The sequence below is a fragment of the Lacihabitans sp. LS3-19 genome, assembly GCF_024343575.1.
Taxonomy (GTDB): Bacteria; Bacteroidota; Bacteroidia; order Cytophagales; family Spirosomataceae; genus Leadbetterella.
Window position 1 is genome coordinate 41,522 of sequence record NZ_RJUA01000010.1, and the last position, 14,098, is coordinate 55,619.

Here is a 14,098-nt window from a genome sequence, read left to right on the forward strand (position 1 = left end):
TTAAATCAAAATAGCCTTCATTTCCAACTCTTTCTGTCGCCAAAAAGCTCCTGGACTTATAAAAACCCCATTTTCTTTTGGCAATTCTATATTGGCATATTTGTAGGCTTCATAAACATACTCTGCACATGTATATTTATCATCCTCAAAAAACTTGTCCATACCCATAAAACTCCTCCAAAGTATACGCCAATATTCTTTTCTATCGTATTGTTTAGAGAGATTATCTAAGCAAAATTCTTTTACGGCTCTTTGTTTATTTTTATCTTCAAAAAGTAGTTTATGCCTACCCCAAGCCACTCTTCCTTGGTAAGGTTTGTTGTCGCCGCCGTAATCCTTAAATAAAAAAGACAGTGGGAGCATTCTTACACCAACTTCTAGCACACTTTCTATCAAAAACACTCTATCCAGCTCGTCTATCCTAACCACCATGCCAACATGACTCCACGAAGATTTACTTCGCCACCTGATAAGTCCAGAAAGCCAATGGTTTCCAGAAAAAAACAAAAGATCGCCCGTCTGAAACTCATTTCGCATAGCATCATAAAATCTCAAATTGGTGCTGATGGATTGATAATCATACAATTTGTCGAGTGCTCTTTTAGATTTTATTTTGTCTGCCATGAAACTTTTGGATAGATTATTAAGTTTTGTAAAGGTAAATATAAAATAATTTCGAAATGATTACGGTAACAGAAGAAGCAAAAAATAAAATTTTGGAATTAAAAAGCAAAGAAGGAAAAAACGAAAACCATGGCATAAGAGTAGCTGTTGAAGGCGGCGGATGTTCAGGTTTGATGTATGACCTAGCTTTTGATGCAGAACAACAAGCCAACGACCATATATTTGAAGACCAAGGTGTAAAGATTTTTGTAGACAAAAAAAGTCTTCTCTACTTGATTGGCACTCAGCTAGACTATAGCGACGGACTTAACGGAAAAGGTTTTCAATTTAAAAACCCTAATGCAAGCCGTACATGTGGCTGCGGCGAGAGTTTTTCTGTATAAATTTTCAAAGGACATTTAAGAGACACGGCCCCAAAGCCGTGTTTTTTTTATGCGGCTTTGTTTCGTTTTCTTGGATAATTTCACTAATTTGGATATGTAAAACCCAAAAGGAATGTTTACCGATTTAAACTTCTACCTTGCTCGACTTGCCTACCTCCGTAGTGCATGCTCGTTTGTTCCTGACCTAAGCCTTTAATTTCAGGAATTAGAACTTCTTCTTCAACATTAAATAATAAACAATGAAAACATTAAAAGATGGCTCACCTGTCTTGGTTATCGGTATGGGCAAAGTAGGATCATTGGTCGGCATCCTTCTCAATAAACGATTTACTGTCACTGGTTTAGATAAAAACCCTCCACATTACGACTTTAAACTTCCTTTTGATATTCTTAAAGGAGATTGTGCTGACCTTACGTTTTTAGAAAAAACAGTAACAAACTATGAGGCCGTAGTTTCTTGCATGCCTTTTTATTTGAATTTACCCATAGCAAATATTTGCCATAAAAACAGCATCCACTATTTTGACCTAACAGAAGATGTCCCTACAACACAAGCAATAAGAGAAATGGCGGCTACTGCTACATCCGTACTTGCTCCTCAGTGTGGTTTGGCTCCAGGATTTATTGGCATAGTTGGAGCAGACCTATGCAAGAGATTTGACAAAATACGCGACATAGAGTTGCGAGTGGGAGCTTTACCGCAATTCCCCAATGGTCAGTTGGGTTATTCGTTTACATGGTCGCCTGCAGGCGTAATCAACGAATACATCAATGATTGCGAGGTTATCCATAACGGCACAAAAAAGATGGTGCCTGCCCTAGATGGTTTAGAAAAAATATACATCGGCGGCGAGGAGTTTGAGGCTTTTAGTACTTCTGGTGGATTAGGTACTATGTGTGAGACTTTTGAAGGAAAAGTGGATACATTGAACTACAAAACTATGCGATATCCAGGTCATTGTGCTTTAATGAAATTCTTGATTTATGAACTCATTATGAAAAACAACAGGCAGCAACTAGAGCAAATATTAACAAACTCAAAACCGCCAGTACAAGAAGATGTAGTATATGTGTATGCCGTAGTAGAAGGCTGGAAAAACGAAAAAATAAAACGAGAAGAATATTATAGAGCCTTCAAGCCAATAACAATAGATGGTGAAAAATGGCGGGCCATATCTTGGACCACTGCTGCGGCTATAGCAGCTACCGTAGAAATGGTGGCAGATGGCAAACTCTCAAATATTGGCTTTATAAAACAAGAAGAAATAAACTTTGAAGACTTTTTAAATACCTCTAATGGTTCCTATTATAAATATGATTAAGAAACTTTTGCTTATTTTTCTAGTTCCTACAGGTCTTTCAGCTCAAAAACTTACAGCCTTTGATATTGTATCTAAAAGTATTTATGCACATGACCCTTTCAATAATTTTGAAAAATTCGAAGGTATATTCAACTACCAAATCGTAAGAGACAAGCAAGCAACTAGAAATTTTACCCTTGCTTTTAATAAGCCAAAAGATAGTTTTGAATATATTGTAAATACAGATTCAGTCTCATTTAAACAAAAAATAAAAAAAGGCAAATGCTATTTGGAAGCAAATAATAGAAAGAAGATTTCTTCTGACTTAATCAAGAAATACGATATTACTTGTGAAAGAACGCAATACCTTGAAAAAGTGTACAATTATTTATTTGGTCTGCCATTCAAACTAAAAGACCCAGGGGTTATAATAAGTGAGCAGTATTCAGAAAAGTTTTTTAATGGAAAAACAAGATATGAAATTGCTGTGGAATTTGAGAAAAACACTGGTACTGACCATTGGTATTTCTATTTCGATAAAAAGGATTTTTTATTAGCAGGTTATAAATTCCACCACGATATTTCAAAAAAAGACGGAGAATTTATATATCTAAGTGATTATGAAAAATTTAATGGAATCATAATGCCCAAAACAAAAAAATGGCATTGGAATCAAACGAGTGAACATTTTAGAACAGATAAATTAGAAATAGTCGATAAAAAATAAAAGGGGCTAAACGCCCCTTTTTGATATTTTATGCTAACTCTTTCTTTACTTCTTCAGGAAAACTAAAAATTATTGGTTTCTTGACTTTCTCTTTTAGAAGAGCTATTTCTAAAACTTCTTCCACATAACTTACATAGTGAAAAGTAAGACCTTTGGTGTACTCCGCCCCTATTTCTTCTACGTCTTTTTGGTTTTTGTAGCACATCACTATTTCTTTAATATTTGCTCTTTTTGCAGCTAATATTTTTTCTTTTATACCTCCAACAGGCAACACTTTCCCTCTTAGAGTAGTTTCACCTGTCATCGCCATGTCTTTTTTGATTTTCCTCTGCGTAAATATCGACGCCATAGAAACTAGCATGGTTATACCAGCCGATGGACCGTCTTTTGGTACAGCACCTTGCGGAACGTGAATATGAAGATCATAATTAGAGAAAACTCTATAATCAATACCCAAATCTTCAGCGTGAGATTTTAGATAAGAAAGAGCAGTCACTGCCGACTCTTTCATGACATCACCTAATTGTCCTGAAAGCGTCAAAGCACCCTTTCCTTTGCTAAGGTTCGATTCTATGAAAAGAATATCACCACCCACTGGCGTCCAAGCCAATCCTGTTACTACTCCGGCAAGTTCATTGCCTTCATACAAGTCTTTATCAAATATAGGCTGACCTAATAATTTCTCAATATCGGCTTCTTTTACCAAAGGATTGTATTCCTCTTCCATAGCTACAAACTTCGCTATTTTCCTAACTAGGCTACCCAATTTGTGCTCTAAGCTTCTAACACCTGACTCTCTGGTATATCCTTCTATTAATTTTACTATTGCAGCATTGTTGATTTTGAACATTTCTGGTTTAAGTCCATGAAGTTCAATTTGTTTAGGTAAAAGATGGCGTTTGGCTATCTCCAATTTTTCTTCTACGGTATATCCGCTCAACTCAATAATTTCCATTCTGTCTCGAAGTGCAGGTTGAATAGTATCCAAAGAGTTTGCTGTGGCAATAAATAAGACCTTGGACAAATCATAATCAACTTCTAAATAATTATCTTTAAAAGCACTGTTTTGTTCTGGATCTAAAACTTCTAACAGGGCACTCGAAGGATCACCTCGGTGGTCTCGAGAGATTTTGTCTATTTCATCCAAAATAAAAACTGGATTACTTTTTTTAGCTTTTTGGATATTGTTAATGATTTTGCCAGGCATAGCACCTATGTAGGTCTTTCTATGTCCACGAATTTCGGCTTCATCATGTACACCGCCAAGAGCCATTCTTACATACTCCCTGCCCAAGGCTTTGGCTATTGATTTCCCCAAAGAAGTCTTTCCAACTCCTGGAGGGCCATATAAACATAGCAAAGGAGCTTTCATGTCATTTCTGAGTTTTAGCACAGCTAAATACTCCAATATACGCTCTTTCACTTTTTGCAATCCAAAATGATCGCCGTCTAAAATCCTTTTGGCACGAGAAAGTGAAAAATTATCTTTACTGTATTCATTCCAAGGCAAATCAACCAGAAGCTCAGCATAACCCAACGAAACACCATATTCTGGGGCCATTGAATTCATACGCATGATCTTATTAAGTTCTTTGTTGAAATGTTCATTGATTTCAGGCGACCATTTCTTTTTGGCACCTTTAGCTCTTAATTTATCTACCTCTTGATCAGGAGATTCTTGCCCCAATTCTTCTTGAAGGACCTTAATTTGCTGACGTAAGTAATATTCTTTTTGTTGTTGGTCAATATCAGAAGTAGCTTTACTTTGGATATCTTTTTTGATTTCCAAAACTTGAACTTCCTTCAGCATATGCTCAAGAAGCTTAACCGCTTGATCATATCCGTCAAAAGTTTCTAGAAGCAATTGCTTATCCGAAATACCGATATTAAGATTTGACGATAGAAAGTGCGTCAAAAAATTAGGCGTATCAATATTATTTATGGCAATTTGAGCATCTCTAGGAATTTCTGGATTCAGATTCAAAATATTCAAAGCCGCTTCTTTTAAGCTAGAAATCAAAGCTTTGGTTTCCTTCTTTTTGGGATTCGGAAATTTATCCTCAATATATTCAACTTTAGCAGTTAAATAAGGCTCTAATTTTGTAAATTCTTCAACTTTAAACCTCCTTCTTCCCTGCAAAATGATAGTAACATTGCCATCAGGCAACACAATCATTTTCAAAATATGAGCTATTGTTCCTACTTTGTACAAATCATCCACAGTAGGCTCGTCATTGGTTTGACGAACTTGGGAAATTATGCCCAAGGTTTTGTCACCTTTGTAGGCTTTCTTAACGAGTTTAGTGCCTTTGGTACGTGTTACAGTAACAGGAATTACAATTCCAGGAAAAAGCACGGTGTTTCTTAAAGGTAGAATTGGAAGTTCGGTAGGTAAATTATTATCATCCTCCATCACTTCATCAGGCGGGGCGATTTCAATCATCTCCACGCTCTCAATGTTTTTCCCTGAAAGACCAATATTATTAAAATTTTCGAAATCTAGCATTAATGTTATGTCAATATGTCAAACGGAATATTTGACTTGTCTATCCAATTTTGGTTAGTTATAATCGTCAAACCCTATGCCATGGGAGTTTTTCATGGCAAAATGGCAGACTTTTCATCGAAGTAAAGGTACAAATGTTTTTTAAATCTTAAAAAGATTCCTGAAAATTCATATCTAATGGTATAATTAAAGAAAAATAATTCAAAACATATATTTAAATAATTGACTATAAGTAATTTAAAAATACTAAAAACTATAATAATTGAAGCAGAAACAACCTGACAATTATGTCTTTAGATTCGCATAGAAATACCTTTATTGGCCAAATATTGTTTTAAATCAGGAATAGGAATTTCTCTAAAATGAAAAATGCTAGCTGCTAGGCCTGCATCAGCTTTTCCCTTTGTAAAAACTTCATGAAAATGCTCCATATTTCCAGCACCTCCAGAAGCTATTACTGGAATGTGCAAATTTTCGGAAACGAATGAAGTGATGTCTATTGAGAAACCATTTTTTGTACCGTCAGCATCCATAGAAGTTAGCAAAATTTCACCTGCACCCAACTCTTCCACCTGCTTTACCCATTCTCTCGTATTCAAAGAAGTCGGTTTTCTACCACCATGTGTATGTACAATATCTACTCCATCTACATATCTTGTGTCTACTGCCACAACAATACACTGACTACCAAACTCTTTAGCGAGTTGATATACCAAATCCGGATTCCTAACAGCCGAAGAATTTATAGAAACTTTGTCTGCACCAGCATTTAACAATTTAGAAACGTCCGAAATACTGCCTATACCTCCTCCAACTGTAAATGGAATATTGACAGCATGTGCAACTTTATTTACGAGGTCAAGTAGCGTTTTACGCTCTTCTACAGTAGCCGTTATGTCCAAAAACACCAATTCGTCGGCACCTTCTTTGGCATAAATTGCAGCAAGTTCTACGGGGTCACCTGCATCTCTTAAATCTACAAAGTTGGTCCCTTTTACAGTTCGACCTTCTTTGATATCTAAGCAAGGAATTATTCTTTTAGTTAACATAAAAACTTCTGAAGATCTTTTAAATCAATTTTACCTTCGTAAATCGCTTTTCCTACTATCACACCAAAAATACCTTCTTCATTTAATTGCTCAATGTCAGACATTTGGCTTACACCTCCACTCGCAATAACCTTTAAATCAGGAAATTGATTTTGCATTTTTTCATACAAATCAAAAGATGGGCCCGGCAAAAGACCATCTTTGGCTACATCTGTACTAATGGTATATTTTATTCCTTTGCTGATATAGTCTTTTAAAAAATCGAAAATAGAAACCTCTGTAGATTCTTGCCAGCCAGAAATTGCTATTTTTTCATCTTTCGCGTCTGCCCCTAAAATTATTTTTTCGGAACCGTAAGTTTCTAACCAACCCAAAAACATTTCAGCGTTTTTGATGGCAATACTTCCACCAGTTATCATTTTAGCACCAAAATCAAAGGCTTTTTGAATATCTTCATTGGACTGTATTCCACCTCCAAAATCAATAATTAGCCTAGTATTGTTTGCTATTTTCTCTAAAACTTTATGATTGATAATTTTCTTTTGCTTAGCCCCATCCAAATCTACCAAATGTAGCCTTTTTATGCCAGCATCCGCAAATTCCTTCGCCACTTCAAGTGGGTCTTCATTGTAGATTTTCTTTTGTGCATAATCGCCTTGCGTAAGCCTAACACACTTACCATCAATAATATCTATAGCAGGTATTACCTCTATCATAATTCTAAAAAGTTTTTAAATATTTGCTGTCCTACTTCGCCACTTATTTCTGAATGAAACTGGCAAGCGTAAAAATTATCTTTCTGTAGCATAGCTGAATATTCCAAAACATAGTCTGTTTTGGCTACAGTAAACTCAGAAAGTGGAGCATAGAAACTGTGATTATAATATACATAAGAATGTTCTTTTACATCTCTACAAATTGACGATTGAATATCATAAATATCATTCCAACCTGTTTGGGGTATTTTCAAACCTAGTTCTTTAGGAAACTTAAGAATCGGCACATTAAAAACACCTAAACATTCTGTATCGCTTTCTTCAGAATAATCGCATAACAATTGCATTCCTACACATGTACCAAGGAAAGGCTGCTTAAGACCTGGGATTAATTTATCCAAACCAGTTTCCTTTAAACTTTTCATGGCAGACCCAGCCTCTCCTACTCCTGGAAATATAATTTTATTGGCATTTTGAATTTTTTCAGGGTCGTCTGTGAGCTCATAAGTAGCTCCTATTCGCTCCAAAGCTATAATGACTGACATTATATTGCCCGCATTATATTTTATGATGGAAATCTCTGGTTTAATCATTTCACAAAAATACGTCTCATTTCTTTGCGAGCCATGCTATTAATAAAAAATAAAACCCGACTAATTTGTCGGGCCTATTTGTTCGCTAAATTTGTCAGGAAAAAATCTTTCGTGTAATGGATTGATTATTAATATATTTTGCAAAATAAATTATACTTATTCCAATTCCAAAATATAAATGCAATTAATCTTCAAAAAATTAACATTCTTGGACTAATTAATAGAAATAATACAATAAATATAATATTAATGTAATTGCCAATTAGGTAATTGTAGTTTAAATAAATAAATTTGCCCAAATTTATATACCTATTAAACCTTACATTTCGCGTAAGAGAAAAAGCTTAAATGGCCATTTCAATTGATGAAATACAAGCTCCGATTTCGGAAGAAATGAAAAGTTTCGAGAAGAAATTCAGGAATTCGATGAAAACCAATGTAATGCTTCTTGACCAAATCATGAAGTATATCATTCACCGCAAAGGAAAACAAATCCGACCAATGTTTGTCTTTCTTACGGCAGGCACTGTGGGCAAAATCTCAGATTCAACTTTCAGAGGAGCCGCTTTAATAGAACTTGTTCATACTGCTTCTTTAGTCCATGACGACGTAGTTGATGACTCCAACTATCGTAGAGGTTTCTTTTCCATAAATGCACTTTGGAAAAACAAAATAGCCGTTTTGGTGGGTGATTTCCTATTAAGTAAAGGTTTAGATTTAAGTCTTAAACACAAAGATTATGACTTGATGGAGATTGTTAACAATGCTGTGAAGGAAATGAGCGAAGGCGAACTTTTACAAATAGAAAAAGCAAGGAAACTTGACATTACTGAAGATATTTATTTTGATGTAATAAGACAAAAAACTGCCTCCTTGATAGCTTCTTGCTGTGCTGTTGGTGCTGCTTCTACTGGAGCAAAAGCCGAAGAAATTGAAAAAGCGAGACTATTGGGTGAAAAAATCGGTATGGCTTTTCAAATCAAAGACGATTTGTTTGATTTTGGAACTGACGAAATTGGAAAACCAACTGGTATAGATATCAAAGAAAAAAAAATGACTTTGCCATTGATATATGCCTTAAATAATACCTCTTGGCTTACCAAACGAAAAATAATCAACCTCATCAAAAATCAATCTAATAAGCCTTCGAAAGTAATGGAAGTGATTGAGTTTGTAAAAGGCTCTGGTGGAATTGAATACACCAAAAAAGTAATGCAAAGTTTTGTAGATCAAGCTTATGAAATCCTGGATTCTTTTCCTGAATCAATACATAAGAATTCACTTAAAAATTTGGTTCAGTTTACGATAGAAAGAACAAAATAAATCTTATTCGTCAAAAATACTTCATAAAAAAAGCCCTAAAAAGGGCTTTTTTCATTATCAATACCATTCTTGATTTATTTCATAATAGAAATCATATCGCAAAGGATTTTCTCAGATTCTGTCATATACAAATCATCTTCTTTATCTGATTTGCCATTAGACTTATTCATTTTTTTCACTGCTTTGCGATTGTTCTCAGTCTCTTCTTTCTCTTTTTTCCTCACTTCGTAGTTTAAAGAATACTCCTTTTTGTCTTTTTGAGCTTTATATTCATCTAAATCTTCAACCAGCTCTTTCAAACTTTCATCTGTCTTCAATCTAGTTTGAAACTTACTATCTAGCTTACCAATCAATTTGTCAGTAATAGTATTTACTACAACAAAGCTAGCCTTGTCAACTTCATCATAAGGCAAAGCTGTTGGCTGCGAACTTTCGCCCATTTCGTCAGGATCAAATGGAGAAGGCAATTCGATATCTGGCTCCACACCTTTCAACTGTGTACTATTACCTGTGATTCTGTAAAATTTCTCTGTTGTTAACTTCAGTTGTCCAAAACGCTCTTTGGTATCAAAGCCCAAACCGTTAGAGCCAACTCCAACCGCATTTTCTTTGGTATTTCTAGAAGCCTGACGAGGAGAGTTTAAGAATTGATCTAAATCCACCAATTGTTGCACAGTACCTTTTCCATAAGATCTTTCACCAACTATAAGTCCTCTTTTATAGTCTTGAATAGCACCGGCAAAAATTTCAGAAGCCGAAGCACTAAATCTGTTTTGCAATATCATTAAAGGACCATCGTATACCAATTCTGAATCTGTATCAGACTCTACATCTACTTTGCCTCTACCCGTTCTTCTTTGAACTACCGGACCTTCCGTAATAAACAAACCAGAAAGGTTAATAGCTTCAGTCAAGGAACCACCACCATTATTTCTAAGGTCTATTAATACGCCATCTACGCCTTTCTCTTCAAAATCTAACAAAAATTTCTTCACGTCTTTGGTAGTACTTTGAAAATCTCCTCCTTTTCGTGCATATTCAAAATCCCTGTAAAACATTGGAATATCAATTACACCAATTTTATAAGTTTTCTTATCGTGTTTTACATCAATTATCTCACTTTGAGCAACAGCCTCTTCAAGTTTTATCTTTTCTCTAACTATTCTCAAAAGTTTAGGCTCGGAGTCTGCAGGAGCATCAGAAGGCAAAAGTTTCAATCTTACAACGGTTCCTTTTTTACCTCTAATAAGTTTAACGGCATCATCAGTAAGCCAACCAATAATATCTTGAAATTCACCATCATCGCCTTGAGCAACCGCTACGATATAATCATTCTTATTGCCTTGTCCATTTTTATACAATGGACCGGCCACTACTATATCTTTTATCATTACATAGTCTCCTTCGTTCATAAGAGTTGCACCAATACCCTCCAAAGACTGGCTCATTTCAATATTAAATTGAGCTGCGGTACTAGGTATCATATAAGAAGTATGAGGATCGATAACCTCAGTAAATGAATTCATAAAAGTCTGAAAAACATCTTCCGCTCTCCACTTCAAAACTCTCGTCTCATACATGTCGTAGCGTTTGTTCAACGTAGCCAAAATAGCACTATCAGAGCTTCCACTTAACTTCAATCCTAAAGCTTGACTCAAAACGATTTTGTTCCAAACTCCATCTAATTCTTCCTGATTTGAAGCCCATTTAGCGTCATTTCTGTTAACTTGATAAGTATCGTTTGTAGTAAAATCCATTGGCTTAGTCAAATATTCTTTGATATAAGCATGCCTTTGCTTATATTTTTGGCGATAGGCATTAAATACCTCAAATGGCCCCGTCAAATCCCCCGAAAGCATGGCTTCATCCATCTTGAATCTGTATTTTTCAAATTCATCAATTTCGGATTTGGTAAAATAGGCTTTTGAACCGTCAACATTTTCAATAAAAGAGCTCCAAACTTTACTAGAAAGACTGTCGTCAAGTGTAAACTTTCGATAATGGTAGTTATTCAAAAACTGCGTTACAAAAGCCTGAACTTTTGATTGCGAAGCATTTGGCACTAAATCATCATAACTATACTTTGGCGAATCCGTTTGGGCATTAACAAAATACCCTGAAAAGCCGATTAAAGCAATTAAGAAACTCTTTTTCATATTTGTATAAATTAAAAAACGCCCCAACAATAATAGGTCATTTTACGATTTCAATCAATTCTACATCAAAAACTAAGGCTTGATTAGGGCCAATAGACGGAGGACCTTGAGGCCCATATGCCAAATCAGATGGAATATAAAGCGTCCATTTAGAACCCACTGGCATTAATTGCAAAGCTTCAACCCATCCTTTAATAACCTGCGTAACACCAAAAGTAGCAGGCTCTCCTCTGTTTACTGAACTATCAAAAACTGTACCGTCAATAAGTGTTCCATGATAATGAACTTTAACTTTATCCGTTTCGGCTGGTTTTAGTCCCGTTCCTGCTGTTAAAACTTTATATTGCAAGCCTGAAGGAGTAGTTACTATTCCAGGCTTTGTCTTATTTGCTGTTAAGAACGCTTCACCTTTCATTTTATTTTCATTTCCCGCTTTAGCTGCTTGACCTTGGAAATAATTTTGAATAAAACTTCCACAAGCTTCCGAGCTCATCACACTTTTATTGTTAGCAATCGCATCTTTAATAGCTTTAGCAACAATATCAGGATTTACGTTAAGTTTCTGATTACGAAGATTATCACCGACATTCACACCAATGGCATAGCTTAGTGAATCCATTTGGGTTTTAAGGGTTTGTGCTTGTGAATTAAAAGCAGAAGTGATATAAAAAACTAAGGCAATGATTGCTACATTTGAGCTGATTTTCATAAAAATTTGATTATAAATTAAATAATTTCTGTTAAATACGTTAGAAAGACAAAAAAACGTAATAATTTTAACATTTTTAACATTAACATTAACAAATTTTAAACCAAAAAATTTGTGGTATAGTTTTTGAATTTCCTTAGAATCATATAATAACCTAATAAAATGTCATTTCTAAAAAGCATTTCTAATTCAATTTCGTCTTTTTTTAAAGCTATCTTTAACTTTTTTGGTTCAATAATATCTGGAATTGGACGTGCCATAAAGGCCTTCTTTGACAAATTCAAAAAACCATATCATTCGTCTACAATGAGTTTCAGAGGCTTGTTGCATTCAATAGCAGTCACAGTTACTGCATTTGTTTTATTTTATATTTTACAACCGTTTGGCATTAAAGAGATGGCCGAAGGCGATAAAATAATGGTTATGGCCATTTCTGGTATGATTGTGTTGGCTGTAATGTTAATTTGTCAATTTGTTTTGCCATTTGTTTTGAAATCTTTTTATGACGAGCACCATTGGACCGGAACAAAACAATTGATTCAGTTTTTACTGATGTCTGTTCTTATCATCTTTGGCTTGATGTATTTTTTAAAATCAAAAAATGTTGGTGATAGCAATTTACCTATAGATGCACTAATCTACTTTGGATTTAGTGTGATTCCTTTAGCCCTATTTGTCTACATACAAGAATCAATGCACGACGCAAAATTCAAAAGAAAGGCAGAAGGATTAAACCAAGACCTAAAAACCAAAGGAGTAGTAAACTCCGAAAATCCACTTAAAATTTTAGTATTCCAAGGAAATTCTGAAAAATTAAGTTTGATACCTAACCAATTGATTTATGTAAAATTAGGAGCTGAAGCAGCCGAGTTTTATTATCAAAATCCTTTTGGAATAGACAAAGCAGCAATGACAATTGATACTAAATTGGTTTTGGATGAATTAAAAGACCATCCACAATTTGTGAAGTTTTCGCAAGATATTATGCTTAACTCCAACGCAATACAAAAAGTAAGTGGCACTGCCAGAGGTTATGACATCGCGATTGCTAAGGTTAATGAGATGGTTAAAGTTTCTGGAAAATTCAGAAAAAACTTAGAGAAATTGTAAAATATTGTGACAATAAAATATGTAGAGTGGAAGATTACTTTCGCTCTTTTTTTTCGAAAACTTTATTCTGGAAATCCTTTGGCGACATATTCTTAAAAGTCTTAAAAGTTCGACTAAAATAAGAAAGAGAATTAAAACCACATCTAAAACCTACATCAGATATAGTATTTCCTTCCGTTATCATCATGCAAGCTTGATTTATCCTGTATTCGTTCAAAAAATCAGTAAATGATACGCCGATATTTTTTTTGAAATAATTACAAAAAGCTGGAATAGTTAGATGACTTATCTCGGCCAAGTTTCCCGTATTAATATCTTTTTCAAAGTTTTTTTCTACAAATTCAAAAATTCTAAATAATCTATGCTGATCCTTCGACAAGTTTGATTGCTCATATTGGGTTTTATTTAGCAATATATACTCTTCACTTTCTGAAAGAATTTTCAAAATTTCTAATAATGAAATATACTTCTCGATAGCATCTTGCTCTTTTATTTTTTTAAAATGCTTTTCTAAAATTTCTTTAGTATAACCGAAAAAACTTACACCCAACACAGCTCTTTCAAACAAATCTTGAATTTTTTGAAACTCCAAACTCTCTAAAATCAATTCTTTTTTAAATTGTATTACTACTTCCTCATGCTTATCTAAGGCTCCATAACCAAAGCCCGAATGCGGCAGATTAGACCCAATCAGAACTAAATCACCAGATTCGTAATAACTTACATGGTTACCAACATGCCTGCGGCCAATTCCACCAAATACATAAACCAGCTCAATCTCAGGATGATAATGAAAATCCCAGGAAAAAACATCCGATAATACATGGTGATACAATACTCTAAAAGAGGAATTTGGATCTGGTAATATTCTTTCTAAAGGTATCAAATTTAAAAAATATTA

13 protein-coding genes are annotated in these 14,098 nt (G+C 34.6%); 5 read left to right on the plus strand and 8 right to left on the minus strand.

What is annotated here, in order from left to right:
• The gene (locus EGI22_RS09935) at window positions 1–624 is read right to left on the minus strand and encodes a YiiX/YebB-like N1pC/P60 family cysteine hydrolase (RefSeq protein WP_255068127.1); all 624 of its coding nucleotides are present in this window, start codon (window positions 622–624) and stop codon (window positions 1–3) included.
• Window positions 625–680: 56 nt separating this feature from the next.
• Between EGI22_RS09935 and EGI22_RS09940 the strand changes: the two genes are divergently transcribed.
• From EGI22_RS09940 to EGI22_RS09950, 3 genes are all read left to right on the plus strand, one after another.
• The gene (locus EGI22_RS09940; protein WP_255068129.1) at window positions 681–1,007 is read left to right on the plus strand and encodes an iron-sulfur cluster assembly accessory protein; all 327 of its coding nucleotides are present in this window, start codon (window positions 681–683) and stop codon (window positions 1,005–1,007) included.
• Between the two features lie 239 nt (window positions 1,008–1,246).
• Complete coding sequence (locus tag EGI22_RS09945) at window positions 1,247–2,329, plus strand: saccharopine dehydrogenase family protein (protein ID WP_255068131.1); 1,083 nt, start codon at window positions 1,247–1,249, stop codon at window positions 2,327–2,329.
• Window positions 2,322–3,035, plus strand: a complete 714-nt coding sequence (locus EGI22_RS09950; RefSeq protein WP_255068132.1) for a DUF6503 family protein — start codon at window positions 2,322–2,324, stop codon at window positions 3,033–3,035. The genes EGI22_RS09945 and EGI22_RS09950 overlap by 8 nt, the downstream gene beginning before the upstream one ends.
• Window positions 3,036–3,063: 28 nt before the next feature.
• On the opposite strand, the gene lon is transcribed toward EGI22_RS09950, so the two are convergent.
• From lon to hisH, 4 genes are all read right to left on the minus strand, one after another.
• The gene (lon, locus tag EGI22_RS09955; RefSeq protein WP_255068134.1) at window positions 3,064–5,541 is read right to left on the minus strand and encodes an endopeptidase La; all 2,478 of its coding nucleotides are present in this window, start codon (window positions 5,539–5,541) and stop codon (window positions 3,064–3,066) included.
• A gap of 293 nt (window positions 5,542–5,834) precedes the next feature.
• On the minus strand, window positions 5,835–6,590 hold the full coding sequence (gene hisF, locus EGI22_RS09960; protein ID WP_255068136.1) for an imidazole glycerol phosphate synthase subunit HisF: 756 nt from the start codon (window positions 6,588–6,590) through the stop codon (window positions 5,835–5,837).
• A complete protein-coding gene (gene hisA, locus EGI22_RS09965; RefSeq protein ID WP_255068137.1) occupies window positions 6,584–7,306 on the minus strand; it encodes a 1-(5-phosphoribosyl)-5-[(5-phosphoribosylamino)methylideneamino]imidazole-4-carboxamide isomerase in 723 nt (240 codons plus the stop codon). The genes hisF and hisA overlap by 7 nt, the downstream gene beginning before the upstream one ends.
• Window positions 7,303–7,899: an imidazole glycerol phosphate synthase subunit HisH gene (gene hisH / locus EGI22_RS09970; RefSeq protein ID WP_255068139.1), complete on the minus strand. Its 597-nt coding sequence runs from the start codon at window positions 7,897–7,899 to the stop codon at window positions 7,303–7,305. Before hisH ends, hisA begins: the two co-directional genes overlap by 4 nt.
• Window positions 7,900–8,247: 348 nt before the next feature.
• Between hisH and EGI22_RS09975 the strand changes: the two genes are divergently transcribed.
• On the plus strand, window positions 8,248–9,222 hold the full coding sequence (locus EGI22_RS09975) for a polyprenyl synthetase family protein (RefSeq protein WP_255068141.1): 975 nt from the start codon (window positions 8,248–8,250) through the stop codon (window positions 9,220–9,222).
• Window positions 9,223–9,296: 74 nt separating this feature from the next.
• Here EGI22_RS09975 and EGI22_RS09980 read toward each other — a convergent pair whose 3' ends face one another.
• Together EGI22_RS09980 and EGI22_RS09985 are read right to left on the minus strand one after the other, a co-directional pair.
• Window positions 9,297–11,378: a carboxy terminal-processing peptidase gene (locus EGI22_RS09980; RefSeq protein WP_255068143.1), complete on the minus strand. Its 2,082-nt coding sequence runs from the start codon at window positions 11,376–11,378 to the stop codon at window positions 9,297–9,299.
• A gap of 37 nt (window positions 11,379–11,415) precedes the next feature.
• On the minus strand, window positions 11,416–12,087 hold the full coding sequence (locus tag EGI22_RS09985) for an FKBP-type peptidyl-prolyl cis-trans isomerase (protein WP_310588140.1): 672 nt from the start codon (window positions 12,085–12,087) through the stop codon (window positions 11,416–11,418).
• Between the two features lie 162 nt (window positions 12,088–12,249).
• Here EGI22_RS09985 and EGI22_RS09990 point away from each other — a divergent pair, with 162 nt between their 5' ends.
• Window positions 12,250–13,197 carry a hypothetical protein gene (locus EGI22_RS09990; protein WP_255068145.1) on the plus strand — a complete coding sequence of 316 codons (948 nt, stop codon included), beginning with the start codon at window positions 12,250–12,252 and terminating at the stop codon, window positions 13,195–13,197.
• Between the two features lie 34 nt (window positions 13,198–13,231).
• Here the strand turns inward: EGI22_RS09990 and EGI22_RS09995 are convergent, their stop codons facing one another.
• The gene (locus tag EGI22_RS09995; RefSeq protein WP_255068147.1) at window positions 13,232–14,083 is read right to left on the minus strand and encodes an AraC family transcriptional regulator; all 852 of its coding nucleotides are present in this window, start codon (window positions 14,081–14,083) and stop codon (window positions 13,232–13,234) included.
• Window positions 14,084–14,098 lie beyond the last annotated feature (15 nt).